Genomic DNA, 15,674 nt, shown 5'->3' on the forward strand with positions numbered 1-15,674 from the left:
CCGGTTGTTGTGTATGCCGCAGTGATAGTCGCGTGAAGTCCGCGATCCTGCTCGGCCAGGAAGCTTGCGAAAATCTGCCTCCGCGCCGATCCCGTCCAAACCGGAACGGGTTTTGCATCGAGATTAACGCAGGTGTGTCGCCGCCGAGTCGCGGAACCGGTCTTTCGCCGCGATCTTGTATAACTATATGTGACAAAGGTTGTTGTTGCCTGACCGGGCGATGGCGATCATGATGGTGGGGGCCATAGAGGACGCGAATGCCGACTTTTTCCCAAAGCCTTGAACAATCCCTGCATCGTGCGCTGGCGATCGCAAACGAGCGTCATCACCAATACGCGACGCTCGAGCATCTCTTGCTCTCTTTGATCGACGACTCCGATGCAGCCGCCGTCATGCGCGCCTGTAGCGTCGATCTCGACAAGCTCCGTACGAGCCTCGTCAACTATCTTGAAACCGAATTCGAGAATCTGGTGACGGACGGCGCCGACGACGCCAAGCCGACCGCCGGCTTCCAGCGCGTGATCCAGCGCGCGGTGATCCACGTGCAGTCGTCCGGTCGCGAAGAGGTGACCGGCGCTAACGTGTTGATTGCGATCTTCGCCGAACGCGAGAGCCATGCCGCGTATTTCCTGCAAGAGCAGGACATGACGCGCTACGACGCCGTCAACTACATCAGCCACGGCATCGCCAAGCGGCCGGGCGTCTCCGAGGCGCGCCCTGTGCGCGGCGTCGACGAAGAGACCGAGGCCAAGGGCAGCGAAGACACCAAAAAGAAGGGCGAGGCGCTCGATACCTATTGCGTCAACCTCAACAAGAAGGCGCGTGACGGCAAGATCGATCCGGTGATCGGACGCAATTCCGAGATCAACCGCGCGATCCAGGTGCTGTGCCGCCGGCAGAAGAACAATCCGCTGTTCGTGGGCGAGGCCGGTGTCGGCAAGACCGCGATCGCGGAGGGACTCGCCAAGCGCATCGTTGACAGCGAGGTGCCGGAAGTTCTTGCGGCGGCCACGGTGTTCTCGCTCGACATGGGCACACTGCTCGCGGGCACGCGCTATCGCGGTGACTTCGAGGAGCGCCTGAAGCAGGTGCTGAAGGAGCTCGAAGCGCACCCCAACGCCATCCTGTTCATCGATGAGATTCACACTGTGATCGGTGCGGGCGCGACCTCGGGCGGGGCGATGGATGCCTCGAATCTGCTCAAGCCCGCGCTCGCCTCCGGCACCATCCGCTGCATGGGCTCGACGACTTACAAGGAGTATCGCCAGCACTTCGAGAAGGACCGCGCGCTGGTGCGCCGCTTCCAGAAGATCGACATCAACGAGCCGACGGTCGAGGACGCGATCGCGATCCTCAAGGGCCTCAAGCCGTATTTCGAGGACTATCACCGGCTGAAGTACACCAATGAGGCGATCGAGGCCGCGGTGCAGCTCTCCTCGCGCTACATCCACGACCGCAAGTTGCCGGACAAGGCGATCGACGTGATCGACGAGTCCGGCGCGGCGCAGATGCTGGTGGCCGAGAACAAGCGCAAGAAGACCATCGGTATCAAGGAGATCGAGACCACGATCGCCTCGATGGCGCGGATTCCGCCGAAGAGCGTGTCGAAGGATGATGCCGAGGTGCTGAAGCATCTCGAACAGACCCTGAAACGCACGGTGTTCGGGCAGGACAAGGCGATCGAGTCGCTTGCGGCATCGATCAAGCTGGCGCGAGCCGGCTTGCGCGAGCCGGAGAAGCCGATCGGCTGCTACCTGTTCTCGGGCCCCACCGGCGTCGGCAAGACGGAAGTGGCAAAGCAGCTTGCGGCGAGCCTCGGCGTCGAGTTGCTGCGCTTCGACATGTCCGAATACATGGAGCGGCACACCGTGTCGCGCCTGATCGGCGCGCCTCCGGGCTATGTCGGCTTCGACCAGGGCGGTCTGCTCACCGACGGCGTCGACCAGCATCCGCATTGCGTGGTGCTGCTCGACGAAATCGAGAAGGCGCATCCCGACCTCTACAACGTGCTGCTCCAGATCATGGACCATGGCCGGCTCACCGACCATAACGGCAAGCAGGTCAATTTCCGTAACGTGATCCTGATCATGACCACGAATGCGGGTGCTTCGGATCTCGCCAAGCAGGCGTTCGGCTTCACGCGTTCCAAGCGCGAAGGTGACGACCACGAGGCGATCAACCGGCAGTTCGCGCCGGAATTCCGCAACCGCCTCGATGCCGTCGTCTCGTTCAGCCATCTCAGTGTCGAGGTGATCGGCACGGTGGTGGAGAAGTTCGTGCTTCAGCTCGAGGCCCAGCTCGGCGACCGCGACGTCACCATCGAGCTGTCCGAGCCCGCCAAGGCGTGGCTGGTCCAGCACGGCTATGACGAGCAGATGGGCGCGCGGCCGATGGCCCGCGTGATTCAGGAGCACATCAAGAAGCCGCTCGCCGACGAGGTGCTGTTCGGCAAGCTCAAGGGTGGCGGTCACGTCCGCGTCGTCCTGGTCAAGGACGAAGCCGACGAGACCAAGGACAAGATCGGCTTCGAGTTCGTCGAGGGTCCCGTGACGCCGAAGCAGGAGAAACTGCCCGCCCGCAAGCGTCCGCCGGGCAAGTCCAAGCCGGGCGGCCCCGGCGGCTCGAAGGGGCCGACCTCAAAGGGGCCGCTGGTCAAGGTCTAATCGCAGCATCGCAAGAATCGAAAGGGCCGGCTTCTCAGCCGGCCTTTTCATTTTGGGACCGCGCGGGCTGTTACGGACGGCTTCGGGCGCGGCCGGCAGCCGTGGCCTGTTCTGAGCGGCAGGGTGCGCGCCAACCGTGGATCAAGCCGGAAGCTGGGCAATGCGCGCCGCTAATCTCCACGCAGGCGCTGATCGTCCTGCACGCGGACGTGCTCGGCGCCGCGCGCGCCCGCGGGCGACAGCCGCAACATGCTCAGCATGGCGCCGCATAGGGCGAAGCCGACGGCGGCGAGCAGGGCGATCCGGGTTCCCTCCAGTGGATAGCGGCCGAGGAACAGCGCCACCAGCGCCGCGCCGGTGGTCTGGCCGAGCAGCCGCGCCGTGCCCAGCATGCCGCTGGCACCGCCGGCGCGCTCGCGCGGGGCGGCCGCGATCATGGTGCGATTGTTGGGCGTCTGGAACAGACCGAAGCCCGCGCCGGCCAGCGCCATGCGCCAGACCACGTCGAGCGGCATCGGGTCCGCAGGCAGCAAGGCGAGCGCGCCCAGGCCGCAGGCAAACAGCGTGAGCCCGATGCCGCCGAGCAGGCCGGCCGGGTAATGCTCGACCAGACGGCCGGCGAGAGGGGCTGCGAAGGCCACTGCGATCGGCCATGGCGTGATCAGCAGTCCCATGTGCACGGCCGAATAGCCGAAGCGGCTCTGCAGATAGAAGGGGATCGCGACGAATGCGAGCATCTGTCCGCAGAACGAGGCGATCGAGGTCGCAATCGACAGCGCGAAGACGGGGATGCGCAAGAGATCGATCGGCAGCAGCGGCGATGCGATGTGGGTTTCCCGCCAGATCAGCAGCGCACCGGCGACGACGGCGATTGCGAATTGAACGAGGCAGGTCACGAGCGCCTCGCCGTGGCCGACGCTGTCGATCGCGGCGATACCGACGCCGAAGGTGATCGCGGATAGCGCGGCGCTCTGCCAGTCGAAGGAACGGCCCGCGGGCTTGGTGTGGGGCAGGCTGCGCAGGCCCAGCACCAGCGTCGCCGCGCCGAGCGGCACGTTGATGGCGAACAGCCAGGGCCAGCTTCCCACCGCGAGGATGCCGGCGGCAAGCGTCGGTCCGATCGCGGCGGAGAATGCGACGACGAGCGCGTTGAGCCCGATGCCGCGGCCGAGCTGGCTGCGCGGATAGGTGAAGCGCACCAGCGCCGCGTTGACGCTCATGATGCCGGCTGCGCCGAACCCCTGCACGATGCGCGCGATCGTGAGCATCGGCAGCGTATGTGCCAGCGCGCAGAACGCGGATGCGAGTGTAAACAGGACGAGCCCGGCCAGATAGACGCGGCGATAACCGACGATCTCACCGAGCGAAGCCAGCGGCAGCAGCGAGATAGTGATCGCGAGCTGATAGCCGTTGACGATCCAGATCGAGAAGGCCGGGCTCGCATCGAGGTCGGCCGCAATTGTGGGCAGCGCCACGTTGGCGATGGCACTGTCGACCACCGCCATGATAATGCCGAGCGCAATGGTCAGGACCGCCTGGTTGCGCTGAGGCTGCGGCAGTCCGTCGCCATGCTCGATCGGGGCGGCCGACATCATGGAGGCGAGCTTGATTCGAGCCGTGATTCATCTCCGGGTTAGGAAATTGCAGGATTGATCGCAACCCGGCAGGACACGGACCGTTCCTGACTCGGAAGGCAGGCCTTTCGGCGCGGCAAGCATGGGTCAGGATAGCTTTCGCAAGCTCCGAATTGATGCAGCGCAAGGACGCTCGCCGAACGTTTCGAGGCGAGATACCTACACCGGTGGCGGATTGCGGTCCGTGAAGGTCGTGCGCTGATGCCAGTAGGGGTAGGGCAGCGTCACCTTGCTTGCGGCGTCGAGTTTTTCGATCTGCTCCTTGGTCAACGACCAGCCGACCGCGCCGAGATTTTCGCGCAACTGCGTCTCGTTGCGCGCGCCGATAATCAGTGTCGAGACCGTTGGACGCTGCAACAACCAGTTCAACGCAATCTGCGAGACGCTCTTGCCATTTTCCTTGGCGATCTCATCGATCGCATCGACGACACGATAGACGTGGTCATCGGGCACAGGCGGCCCGATATCCGCGGTCTTGGGCAGGCGGCTGACCTCGGGCTTGGGTTGGCCGCGGCGGATTTTTCCGGTGAGGCGTCCCCATCCGAGCGGCGACCACACCACCGCGCCGAGCCCCTGGTCGAGGCCAAGCGGCATCAGCTCCCATTCGTAGTCGCGCCCGATCAACGAATAGTAGGTCTGATTGGCGACATAGCGCGGAAAGCCGTGCTTGTCGGCGACGGCGAGCGACTTCATCAGGTGCCAGCCCGAAAAATTCGAAACGCCGACGTATCGGATCTTGCCGGCGCGCACGAGCACGTCGAGGGTCGCAAGCACCTCCTCGGGCGGGGTGAATGCGTCGAAGCCGTGGAGCTGGAACAGGTCGATGTAATCGGTCCCGAGCCGGCTCAGCGAAGCGTCAATGGCTGTGAGCAAATGTTGCCGGGACGAGCCGATATCGTTGGGCCCGTCGCCGAAGCGAAAGGTCGCCTTGGTCGAGACCAAAACCTTGTCGCGGCGGCCCTTGATGGCCTCACCGAGAACGCACTCGGATTCGCCGAGCGAATAGACGTCGGCAGTGTCGAACATCGAGACGCCGGCATCGAGGCAGATATCCAGAAGGCGCCGCGCCTCGCTCGCGTCGGTCGTACCCCATGCAGCAAGGCGGCCGACGCCGCCGAAAGTGCCCGTTCCAAGGCTCAAAGCGGGCACCATGAGGCCCGACCGGCCCAAGCGTCGGTGTTCCATTGATATGCTCCTCGGCTAGCCGCTGATTGATGCACGCGGTTCTGTTGCCGGTTGGTAGCGCAGGCCAGTGCCTCGTACCATGACGCGCGCACATGGCGGCCTTGCTCAAGGACGGCCCTAATCGTGCAGGCGCATGTCGGCGAAGATGGGATCGCCGACGTGCGAGCTGATCATCTTCGGTGGAGTCGGGGCCTCGATGCTTGCTGCCTGCAAGGGAACGCAGCCGACGTTGCCGTCACGGGCCTGCCGAGGCAGCAGAGCCAGGCTCCAGCCTGCCAGCACCAGCACCGCGAGCCGGATCGCGATCACACTCAGCAACAGCTCAGATGCGCCTGTCGTTGAATTGGTACTCATGCGCGCCAGCCTGATGCACGCCGGTGGACGAGACAATCTGGAATTCCCGAGTGCTGCCTTCGTCCAAATCGAAGGCTGGGGCTGGAGGCGGCCGACGCGGTTATTCCGTCGGGCCGATCTCAATGCCGCAGCTGGCTCTGCCGGAACTCGCGCGGCGACATCCCGAAGTGTTCGCGGAAGACGCGGCCGAAATGCGAGAGGTCGTTAAATCCCCAGGCGAAGGCGATCTCGCTGACGTGGCGGTGGGCGAGCATGGGCGTGGCGAGGTCGCGCCTGCATTGGGCGAGACGTTCGGCCAGAACGCAGCGCTGGAACGAGGTATCCTCGTCGGCAAGAAGATCGTTCACGTAGCGCGGCGAGATGCCGAGCGCAGCCGCGGTCTCCGATAGCGAGAGGTCAGGATCGGCAAGGTGCGCACGGATATGCGCCTTCAGCCGGTAGAGCAGGGCGGAGCGATGGGTCGACGACGGCAGCGACGTTTTGCCGAGCCGTTCGCTCAGCGCCATCGCCAGGAGATCGACGGCCTGCTCCGACAGCGCGGCGGCGTGATCCGTCGCGAGTTGGTCCGCGTTTTGGCAGAGCTTGACGATGAAATCGTAGGCAAGCCGTTCGAGCGGCGCGCCGGCGCCGAATGACAACGCAGTGAGAGCTTCGGTGCGGCCGAGCCGCCGCTGCAGCATCTCGCGCGGCACCTTGAAGATGGTCTGCGTGAAAGCGTCCTTGAACTTCAGCTCATAGGGCCGCGTGGTGTCGTAGAGTGCGAACTCACCCGGATGGATCACGGTCTCGCGGCCGTCCTGCACGACCCCGCCGTCGCCGCGATTGCCAAGCGCGACGAGGACGAAGTCCTGGTCCGAGCGCGCGATGCGCGAGGGCGTACGGAAGACGTGCTGGCGGTCGGAGCAGACCTCGGAGCACACCGCCTTGCCGAGCGTGGCCTGCGTCACCGAGCCGCGAAAGGCGCTGCCGAGGTCCGATTTGCAGTCCAGGCCGACGAAGACGTCGCAAACGATGTCCTGCCAGAGGGCCAGACGCCGGTGCCCGGGGCTGTCGTCGGTGGTGAACTGGATGGACATGGGCTGGCCTCCCTTTCACGTCGCGAAGTTCGCATGCAATCACTGGCCCGGCAGAGCTCGAGGCAAATTCCGTACCGCCATTCCAGTCGAATTTTCGTGCCGTGGCGGTCGAGCGAACCTCGTCCGGCTCTGGCCCAATAGACTGCATCGGGGGCGTGCCGTGATCAACCGGAAAGCCACCCTGTCCCAGCGGAGCACGAGGAGGCGGCAATGGGCATCCAACATCCGAAATACAAGGTGGCGGTGGTGCAGGCGGCGCCCGCCTGGCTCGATTTAGATGCCTCGATCGACAAGTCGATCGGGCTGATCAGGGAGGCGGCGGAACGTGGCGCCAAACTGATCGCCTTTCCGGAGGCCTTCATTCCCGGCTACCCCTGGCACATCTGGATGGACTCGCCGGCCTGGGCGATCGGCCGCGGCTTTGTGCAGCGCTATTTCGACAATTCGTTGTCCTATGACAGCCCGCAGGCCGGGAAGCTGCGCGACGCGGTGCGGAAGGCAAACCTCACCGCCGTGATCGGCCTGTCCGAGCGCGACGGCGGCAGCCTCTATCTCGCGCAATGGCTGATCGCTCCGGATGGTGAGACCATCGCCAAGCGCCGCAAGCTGCGGCCGACCCATGCCGAGCGCACCGTCTATGGCGAGGGCGACGGCAGCGATCTTGCCGTCCACGCCCGCGCGGACATCGGCCGCATCGGCGCGCTGTGCTGCTGGGAGCATCTCCAGCCGTTGTCGAAATACGCGATGTATGCCCAGAACGAGCAGGTCCACGTCGCGGCCTGGCCGAGCTTTTCGCTCTACGATCCCTTTGCGCCGGCGCTGGGCGCAGAGGTAAACAACGCCGCCTCGCGCGTCTATGCTGTCGAAGGCTCCTGCTTCGTGCTCGCACCTTGCGCAACTGTGTCGCAGGCCATGATCGACGAGCTCTGTGACCGGCCCGACAAGAACGCGCTGCTGCATGCAGGTGGTGGATTCGCTGCGATCTACGGCCCGGACGGCAGCCAGATTGGCGACAAGCTCGCGCCGGACCAGGAGGGGCTGCTGATTGCCGAAATCGATCTTGGCGCGATCGGTGTTGCCAAGAATGCGGCGGACCCCGCCGGGCACTATTCGCGGCCCGACGTCACGCGGCTCCTCCTCAACAAGAAGCGGTACCAGCGCGTCGAGCAGTTTGCGCTGCCGGTCGATATCGTCGAGCCAGCGGACATCGCCGCTGCGGCAAGCTGAGCCTGCAGGGAGGCCTGATCATGGAATCCGCTATTCCTCAGAACCTGGAAATGAAGCGCTCGCGCCACAAGCGGGTGCCCGACGATTACCAGCCGCCATATCCGTCGTTCGTCGCGCGCTACAAGCCCACGGTCAGCCGTGTCGCGATGGCCTATTTCGGCGTGCAGTACCGCGGCACGGCGCCAACAGTCGCGACAGCTGCGCTCGCAGAAATCGCCGGAACCTTTGCGAAAGAAAGCGGCCCATCGCACTGGGACCGCGCGCGCTACATCGATCAGGTCGGCCATGAGAACGTGGTCTCCGTCGCCTATTGGGACGACATCGCGCGCTTCGATGCCTGGTTTGCGCCGACGCGCGAGGCGTGGACGGGAAAGCCACGCGATGGGATCGGGACTTCCCGAGCTGATCCGCGACGGCAAGCGGCTGCGCGTTAAAGCGCACGACAATCTCTGCCTGATCCGTTCCGGACAGGACTGGAGCGACACCGAGGCCTCGGAGCGCAAACTCTATCTCGACGACGTCGAGCCGGTGCTGCGGGAAGGCATGGATTTCCTGCGCGACCACGGCCTTGGCATCGGTTGCTATGGCAACCGCTATATGCGCGTGCTCGCGGTTGACGGCAGCGTCACCGAAAAATCCTACGGCCAGAGCTGGTGGAAGAGCCTTGCGGCGCTGGAGCGCTGGGCGGAGTCGCATCCCACCCACGTCAAGATCTTTGGGGCGGCGATGAAATATCTCTCGACGCTGGGGCCCTCAGCAAAACTCCGGCTCTATCACGAGGTCACGGTGGCGGCGGCGGATGAGCAGTTCTTTGAATATCTGAACTGCCATCCGAAAACGGGCATGCTGGCCGCGGTCGAGACCACCAGCGCGTGAGGGTTACAAGACGCAATGGCCGAGCAGTTCGGGATGCGCAGCGCAGATGTGATGGGCGCCGGCCTCCTTAAGCTCCGCCTCGCTGCCATAGCCGTAGAGTACTCCGATCGCGGTCATGCCGTTGGTCCGGGCGCCGACCACGTCATGGCTACGGTCGCCGATCATGGTGGCGGTGCGCGGATCGACCTTGGCCTCATCAAGCGCGTAGCGGAGCAGGTCGCGCTTGTCGACGCGCGTGCCGTCGAGCTCGGAGCCGAACACGCGCTCGAAATACGGTTTCAGCCCGAAATGATCGACGATACGGGCGGCATAGACCACGGGCTTGCTGGTGGCGACGAACATGCGCTGGCCTGTCGCTGCCAGTGATGACAACGTGTCTGTAATTCCGCTGTAGGCCTCGTTCTCGAACAGGCCGACATCGCTGAAGCGCTCGCGATAGAGCAGCAGGGCGCGGTCGGCGAGCTCGTCCGATCCGGTGAGCTTTTTCAGGCTGGCATGCAGCGGCGGGCCGATGCACCAGGTCAGCTCGTCCTCGCTCGGCACGGCGACGCCGAGCCGCTCCAGCGCGTACTGAATTGAGCGCGTGATCCCGGGTTTCGGGTTGGTCAGCGTGCCGTCGAGATCGAAATAGATGGTCATCATTGTCGCCGCGCCCACGTTGATACTGCCGTCTATTGCCTGACCTAGACGAGGCTGCAGGCCGAGGCAACTCGCACGGTCGCCACACCGGAATCTCCTCCTTGCTATCGCGTGCCGTTTTAAAGCTCGCTATTCGCAAAACGTAGGCGTAGACTCGCGCCATCACCGCCCTTCCCACGGCTTCCATCGGTGACTGAGGGTCACGAGCACTCCCGCCGACAGAGGAGGAGGGTGCATGTCTGGATTTCGTCTGGCCGATTGGATCGTGCCGCCGGTGATGGTCCCGCTATTTCTTCTGCTCCTGGTGGCCGCAGCGGCTTTCCTGCATGGATAAGACGCCGCAACTGCAATACCTGGTCAGCGGGGATCATGAAGGCGGCCGCGTCAGCCTTAGCCGTGCCACGACCGCTGCCGCCTTGAAGAAGGCGAGAGAGCTGCTGCAGGAAGGCTATCTCGACGTACGCATATGCACGCCGCAGGGCCGACTTCTGCTGCCTGACGAGTTCGATCAATTCGAAGATTGAAGAGACGCCAGCTGCTCGTCAAATGGCTGCGTCGGTATCCCATCCGCAGAAGAAGCCGGCCGGCGTAGCGATCGGCGCGCATCGGCAGACATCACAGGACCTTCGACATGATTGCCGCCCGGAACCGCGTCCGCATGAAAACGCTTCTTGTCACATTGGTCCTCGGCACGTTTGCGCAAGGCGCGATCGCCAGCGAATCCGATTGCCGCGCGATCGAAAACACCAGCGGGCGGCTGGCCTGTTATGACGCCGCGTTCCCTCCGAAAGTTAAGAAGCCCTCCGCTGTAGGGAGCGACGTATCCCGGGCTGCTCCATACAAAGACCCGTTCGTTGCGGAAGAGGCTCTAACCGCGGCGAAGCTGAAGAATATCTGTCGCGGTTGTTGAGATCTTTAACAAACCGGGTGCGGAGCCTGAGGGCAGGCGGCCAACGGGCGTCGCCACGCGCAACTGCCGCTCGCAAGCTCATACTTTGCAGCTATGTGTTGTCGCGATGGACAATGAGGAACGTCATGGCCCGCGAAACAACTTACGTAGTGCAGGCATTCAATGCCGGCAAGGGCGGAAATCTGAAGGCCGACTCTCCGATCGTCTGCAAGTCGGAAAGCGGCGCGCTGCGAACCGCGGAGCGACTGGCATTGAGCAAGCTCGGCGTCGTTGCGTTCTCGTCCAGCGGCGATCCCGAAATGGGGGACTATGACGATGAGCCTACGGTGTTATTCCGGAAGGGCGAGCTTCCGGCGGGCTTCGACTGAGACCTTGACCGGAAAGATATATATGCCGAGGAGCCTATATGAGCGAGCGACTTGAGACACTGAAGAAAGCCCGCGATCGCATGATCGAGGACCGAGACGCGCATGCGAAAGTTCTGGCGGCCCCTTTTGAGCGCGACACGGCCGAGCGAGCGCGCAACAAGTTCGTCGAATTTCAGGCGCTGATCGACGCGCTCGATCGCGCCATCAGCGGTGAAAGCCTGGTTCCGGTCAAAATCTAAGGCAGCGCCACCGCCGTGGCCTTCATTGCTGCTTGGTCCATTCGACGATCGCAGCGGCATCCGCGCCGGCCTGCGTCTGCCACGCGGTGACCGTGGCCGTCGCCGCCTTCCGGAGCGCGGCGACGAGCGACGCCGGCGCGGGCTCGGCGATGCGGACTCCGTTGTCGCGCATGCGCGCATAGTTTTCGGAGGTGCGATGGGCGAGCAGTGCGAACTGGCTTTGCTCGGTCTCGGCCGCCGCCGCCAGAACCTCGCGTTGCACCGGCTCGGACAGCTCCGCAAACGCGTCGTTGCGGACGAAGGCGATCGAGGCCGGCATCGCGTAATTGATCGCCGTGAAATGCGGCAAAAGGGCCCAGAGCTTGCGTCCCGCGCCTCCGTCGCCAGAAGTGAGGACCGCATTCAACCGGTGCTCCCTGAGCCCGGCGAGCGCCGCGTCCATCGGCAGAAACTGCGCATTTGCGCCGGCCGCGCGCATGGCGTCGCTGGAGTTGGCGTCATAAGCCCGCAAGTTCAGCTTCGGCAGGTCGCCGTCGCCTTCGAGCTGATGGTCGGACCAGAGGCCTGTGGCGGGCCAGATCGTCACATAAAGCAGTTTGAGGCCGCGCGCCGCCATCGCCTTCTCGTAGAGCGGGCGTGCCCGCAGATTGGCGTCGCGGGCGACGTCGACCGATTGCACCAGGAAGGGCAGGGTCGACAAGCCGAGCACCGGGTCGAGGCCGGACAGCGCGCCTGCAAAGGCGTCGCCACCGGCGATCCGGCCGTCCAGGGCGGCGCGCGGCATCTCGCCCGAGCTGATCTTGAGTTCGTTATCGAAGGCGTTGCTCACCGTCACGAACCCGTTGGTGCGCTCGGCCACGCGCTTGGCAAAGGTCGTGAGCCCGATTCCGGAAATGTTGTTCTGCGGGTACTCGGTCGTCATCCGCCAGGTGACCTGTGTGGCGACTTGCGCCATGGCCGGCGCGGCCATCACCGCGAGGGCTGCCCAGGCGAGGACAAGGATGGTGTGGATCCGTTTGGCAGGGTAACGCATTGAAGGAAGCAGGTCAGGCAGCATATTGGCAACTCTTTGAACGATGGCACGATGCCACAACATGGCAGATCACCTTGTGGCACGCCGTGCCGGCGCGCGCCACAGACGTGGTCGCGCGCCGGCGGGACGGATCGCACCGGCCATCATCGCCACGCTGCTTTTGTCGGTCACGCGGGCGTTCGCATCGGACAGTTCGCCGGCAGAGACCAATGTCGCGGTGCCAAGCGTCGAGGAGCTTGCCACGAATCCGCAAAAGCCTGCGGATGCGCGCGAGAGCGACACACGCGAATCGATCTGCCTGATCATCGAGGCTGCGGCGCGCGATGCCAATTTGCCGCTGGAATTCTTCGCCCGCGTGATCTGGCAGGAGAGCCGCTTCCAGACCGATGCCGTCGGGCCGGTGACCCGTAGCGGCGACCGCGCGCAGGGGATCGCGCAGTTCATGCCGGGCACGGCGAGCGAGCGCGGGCTGCTCAATCCCTTCAATCCGGTGCAGGCGCTGCCGAAGTCGGCGGGGTTTTTGAACGAGCTACGCAACCAGTTCGGCAATCTCGGCCTTGCGGCCGCCGCCTACAATGCCGGGCCGCGCCGGGTCCAGGAATGGCTTGCCGGTAGCGGCCCCATGCCGGAGCAGACCCGCAGCTACGTCCTCGCCATCACCGGCGCGACGGTCGAGGCCTGGGCCAAGGCAGGTAGCACCGGTAACGGGCCGCCAAGCGCGCCGCCCACGAGCTGCCGCGATCTGATGGCGCTCTTGAAGCGCGCGCCGAATCCCTTCGTCGCCGAGCTCGAGCAGCATGTAGAGCTCGCCGCCGCAAAGACCTGGGGCGTGCAGCTCGCGGCCGGCTTCAACCGCAACAGGGCGCTGGCGATGTATTCCCGCGCGGTCACGCGGCTGAGCGCGGTGATCGGCGACCGCGATCCGAGCCTGCTCTCGTCGGTGATGCGCAGCCGCGGCACGCGCGCCTTCTATCAGGTGCGCATCGGCGCCGATACGCGTAGTGAGGCGGATGATCTGTGCAACCGGATCCGTAAGGCTGGTGGCGCCTGCTTCGTGCTGAAGAACAGGGGTGTGAGCGGGTAGGGGCTCCTGTCACCTCTTGTCATTCCGGGGTGCGCCTAAGAGGGGCGCGCCCCGGAATGACGGTGGATGCGGTGGCGCTGCATGCCAGCCCCGCCGCGCATTTCCTTGACGGAAGCCGCGGCAGTGCCCGTTATGCGGGCACGATTCCTCACCCGGCCAAGACTTCCCGTGGCGCTCCCTCCGCTCGACTCCCCTCAATGGCAAAGTTCCTGGCGCGCTTTTGCGTGGGGGCTGCGCTCGATCACGCAGACGATCCTCACTGTCGTCCTGTTCGTGACCTATCTCGGTATCGGCGCGCTGGCGCATGACACGCATTTCAGCCTGGCCTGGGCGCTTGCCTCGACGCTGTTCGTGTGGGCGGGACCGGCGCAGATCATTTTGATCACCACGCTTGGCTCGGGGGCCACCATCATTCAGTCGGCAATCGCGGTGACCGTCAGTGCCATCCGCCTGTTTCCGATGGTGGTGTCGGTCTTGCCGCTGATGCGCACGCCAACGACAAAACGGCGCGAGTTGGTGTTTGCTGCGCATCTCACTGCCGTAACGCTGTGGGTCGAGTGCCACCGCTTTCTGCCGCAGGTGCCGCGCGAACGGCGGATCGCCTTCGTCCACGGGCTCGGCTGCGGTCTGGTGACGGTGTGCCTCACCGCCAACACGGTCGGCTATTTCCTCGCCGCGAACCTGACGCAGGCGCTTGGCGCAGCGATCCTGCTGCTGACGCCGCTCTCATTCCTGTTCTCGACAGCGCGCAACAGCCGCGAGATTGCCGATGTCGTCGCCCTCGTGCTGGGGATCGTGCTCTATCCAGTGGCGGCGAAGATGAACTCCGGCCTTGATATCCTCGTCAGTGGCCTCGTGGCCGGCACCGTCGCCTATGGCGTGCACTGGTGGCGCGAGGTGCGCGCATGAGCTTCGCGCAGCTCATTGGCGACTGGCATGCGCTCGCGGTGCTGTTCGTTGCCGGCGTCGTTCCCAACCAGATATGGCGCATGCTGGGCCTGTGGTTCGGCGGCGGCATCGATGAAGGCTCCGAACTGCTGGTCTGGGTGAGGGCGGTTGCGACTGCGATCCTGGCCGGCGTCATCGCCCAGATCGTGGTCGAGCCGCCGGGCGCGCTCGCCAGCGTGCCGGACGTGCTGCGCTATGGCGCGGTGGCCGCTGGCCTCGTCGTGTTCCTGCTGACGCGCCGCTCGATCTTTGCCGGCGTCGTCGCCGGCGAGGTCTTCATGCTGGCCGGCAAGTGGTGGTTGGGCTAAAACCGCTTCCGAATAGCAAGGAACTGGAAATATGGTTCGCCAAAACGAGCTCCGCGACGGCGAGGTCGCCATCGAGCTGCCGCCGACGCAGGATGCCGGGCTGGTCTTCATCGGCCGCATCCGCACGCCCTGGACGTCTCGACTGGAGACGCCGCGGCAAGGCCGTCACGACGGCCCTATCTGCCGGCTCGAGATCTTCGAGCCGTTCGTGCCGGCGATCAAGGGCGTCGACTTCTACAGCAATCTCGAAGTGATCTACTGGCTCGACAAGTCGCGCCGCGACATCGTCTTGCAGAGCCCGAAGAACAACGAGAAAACCCGCGGCACCTTTTCGCTGCGTTCGCCGGTGCGGCCCAATCCGATCGGCACCTCGATCGTCAAGCTGGTCGGCATCGAGGGCAATGCGATCCTGGTGCGTGGCCTCGACTGCATCGACAACACGCCGCTGATCGACCTCAAGCCCGATCGCTGCGAGTTCACGCCGCTGGCGCAGCCGCAGGCCGGGGATTTTCAGACGGAGTGAGGGGCGCTCCGCTCCAGCCACGTCATTGCTAGGAGCTCGCGACAAAATTGCGTAGCAATTTCGCTGATGCGACGAAGCAATCCAGACTGCCTCTGCGGGAGCAGTCTGGATTGCTTGTGCGCCAGGCAAGCTGGCGCGGTCCAACCGGTGGAAGTCCGGTCCGGGTAAGCCATAGCGGGCGCCCGGTAGTGAGTGTTGCGGTGTCGTCGGCGACGGCGGCAGCGAAGCGTACACAACGATGCTGTGGGGTGGCTATTGAGCCGCGAAAGACAGAAACTCGCAGAGGCCGAGGCGGTAAGCAACGTCGAAGGCAACATGTGCGGTCCCGTTATGCGAGGGGCTGACGCTCTGCCGTGGTCGAAGACCCCATCACGCAGTAAGGGACCGCGCCGGAACCTGGGAGGTCCCGCGTTCGACCGCAGGCGGCATGCGCCTTCGGTCCGCATCGGGAAGGCGAGGAGCCGAAGCCGATGACGAACGAACGCGGGAAGTCGGACGTGGCCACAGTGCGAAGCCGGCGAACGAGGCAGAGCGATCTGCGAAAGGAGCTGGTGGAGCGAAGGGCCGCGACCAAGGGGAATGCGGACCAGCAAAGCACGACCCGAAT

General features: G+C 64.6%; 16 protein-coding genes and 1 pseudogene. 11 read left to right on the top strand and 6 right to left on the bottom strand.

Going from position 1 to position 15,674, the window contains the following annotated elements; all coding sequences use genetic code 11:
* The first annotated feature begins 257 nt into the window (after positions 1–257).
* Positions 258–2,663: an ATP-dependent Clp protease ATP-binding subunit ClpA gene (clpA, locus tag IVA82_RS40365; protein ID WP_247382039.1), complete on the top strand. Its 2,406-nt coding sequence runs from the start codon at positions 258–260 to the stop codon at positions 2,661–2,663.
* Between the two features lie 170 nt (positions 2,664–2,833).
* Here clpA and IVA82_RS40370 read toward each other — a convergent pair whose 3' ends face one another.
* From IVA82_RS40370 to IVA82_RS40385, 4 genes are all read right to left on the bottom strand, one after another.
* Positions 2,834–4,255 (bottom strand): MFS transporter, encoded by a 1,422-nt coding sequence (locus IVA82_RS40370; RefSeq protein WP_247382076.1) that lies wholly within the window; start codon positions 4,253–4,255, stop codon positions 2,834–2,836.
* Between the two features lie 201 nt (positions 4,256–4,456).
* Positions 4,457–5,482, bottom strand: coding sequence for an aldo/keto reductase (locus IVA82_RS40375; RefSeq protein ID WP_247382042.1), 1,026 nt, complete (start codon positions 5,480–5,482; stop codon positions 4,457–4,459).
* A 117-nt stretch (positions 5,483–5,599) separates the two neighbouring features.
* The gene (locus IVA82_RS40380; protein ID WP_247382045.1) at positions 5,600–5,836 is read right to left on the bottom strand and encodes a hypothetical protein; all 237 of its coding nucleotides are present in this window, start codon (positions 5,834–5,836) and stop codon (positions 5,600–5,602) included.
* A gap of 119 nt (positions 5,837–5,955) precedes the next feature.
* Positions 5,956–6,912 carry a helix-turn-helix domain-containing protein gene (locus tag IVA82_RS40385; protein WP_247382048.1) on the bottom strand — a complete coding sequence of 319 codons (957 nt, stop codon included), beginning with the start codon at positions 6,910–6,912 and terminating at the stop codon, positions 5,956–5,958.
* Between the two features lie 210 nt (positions 6,913–7,122).
* Here IVA82_RS40385 and IVA82_RS40390 point away from each other — a divergent pair, with 210 nt between their 5' ends.
* Both IVA82_RS40390 and IVA82_RS40395 read left to right on the top strand, forming a co-directional pair.
* Complete coding sequence (locus IVA82_RS40390; RefSeq protein ID WP_247382050.1) at positions 7,123–8,139, top strand: carbon-nitrogen hydrolase family protein; 1,017 nt, start codon at positions 7,123–7,125, stop codon at positions 8,137–8,139.
* 20 nt (positions 8,140–8,159) lie between these two features.
* Positions 8,160–9,015 (top strand): annotated as a pseudogene (locus IVA82_RS40395) (phenylacetaldoxime dehydratase family protein).
* 3 nt (positions 9,016–9,018) lie between these two features.
* Here the strand turns inward: IVA82_RS40395 and IVA82_RS40400 are convergent.
* Entirely contained in the window at positions 9,019–9,657 is a 639-nt protein-coding gene (locus IVA82_RS40400) for an HAD family hydrolase (protein ID WP_247382052.1), read from the bottom strand.
* A gap of 323 nt (positions 9,658–9,980) precedes the next feature.
* On the opposite strand from IVA82_RS40400, the gene IVA82_RS40405 reads away from it, so the two are divergent.
* The 4 genes from IVA82_RS40405 (at position 9,981) to IVA82_RS40420 (ending at position 11,171) form a co-directional block, all read left to right on the top strand.
* Positions 9,981–10,178: a hypothetical protein gene (locus IVA82_RS40405; RefSeq protein ID WP_247382054.1), complete on the top strand. Its 198-nt coding sequence runs from the start codon at positions 9,981–9,983 to the stop codon at positions 10,176–10,178.
* A gap of 107 nt (positions 10,179–10,285) precedes the next feature.
* Positions 10,286–10,564, top strand: coding sequence for a type VI secretion protein (locus tag IVA82_RS40410; RefSeq protein ID WP_247382057.1), 279 nt, complete (start codon positions 10,286–10,288; stop codon positions 10,562–10,564).
* 125 nt (positions 10,565–10,689) lie between these two features.
* Positions 10,690–10,932, top strand: a complete 243-nt coding sequence (locus tag IVA82_RS40415) for a hypothetical protein (protein ID WP_247382059.1) — start codon at positions 10,690–10,692, stop codon at positions 10,930–10,932.
* 38 nt (positions 10,933–10,970) lie between these two features.
* On the top strand, positions 10,971–11,171 hold the full coding sequence (locus IVA82_RS40420) for a hypothetical protein (protein ID WP_247382061.1): 201 nt from the start codon (positions 10,971–10,973) through the stop codon (positions 11,169–11,171).
* Positions 11,172–11,193: 22 nt separating this feature from the next.
* Here the strand turns inward: IVA82_RS40420 and IVA82_RS40425 are convergent, their stop codons facing one another.
* The gene (locus tag IVA82_RS40425) at positions 11,194–12,228 is read right to left on the bottom strand and encodes a TRAP transporter substrate-binding protein (RefSeq protein ID WP_247382063.1); all 1,035 of its coding nucleotides are present in this window, start codon (positions 12,226–12,228) and stop codon (positions 11,194–11,196) included.
* A 37-nt stretch (positions 12,229–12,265) separates the two neighbouring features.
* Here IVA82_RS40425 and IVA82_RS40430 point away from each other — a divergent pair, with 37 nt between their 5' ends.
* The 4 genes from IVA82_RS40430 (at position 12,266) to tsaA (ending at position 15,067) form a co-directional block, all read left to right on the top strand.
* Positions 12,266–13,288 carry a lytic transglycosylase domain-containing protein gene (locus tag IVA82_RS40430; RefSeq protein ID WP_247382065.1) on the top strand — a complete coding sequence of 341 codons (1,023 nt, stop codon included), beginning with the start codon at positions 12,266–12,268 and terminating at the stop codon, positions 13,286–13,288.
* Positions 13,289–13,456: 168 nt separating this feature from the next.
* A complete protein-coding gene (locus IVA82_RS40435; protein WP_247382068.1) occupies positions 13,457–14,197 on the top strand; it encodes an AzlC family ABC transporter permease in 741 nt (246 codons plus the stop codon).
* Entirely contained in the window at positions 14,194–14,544 is a 351-nt protein-coding gene (locus IVA82_RS40440; protein ID WP_247382070.1) for an AzlD domain-containing protein, read from the top strand. Before IVA82_RS40435 ends, IVA82_RS40440 begins: the two co-directional genes overlap by 4 nt.
* A gap of 31 nt (positions 14,545–14,575) precedes the next feature.
* Positions 14,576–15,067, top strand: a complete 492-nt coding sequence (gene tsaA, locus IVA82_RS40445; protein WP_247382073.1) for a tRNA (N6-threonylcarbamoyladenosine(37)-N6)-methyltransferase TrmO — start codon at positions 14,576–14,578, stop codon at positions 15,065–15,067.
* Positions 15,068–15,674 lie beyond the last annotated feature (607 nt).

This window comes from Bradyrhizobium sp. 142 (genome assembly GCF_023074015.1).
Taxonomy (GTDB): Bacteria; Pseudomonadota; Alphaproteobacteria; order Rhizobiales; family Xanthobacteraceae; genus Bradyrhizobium.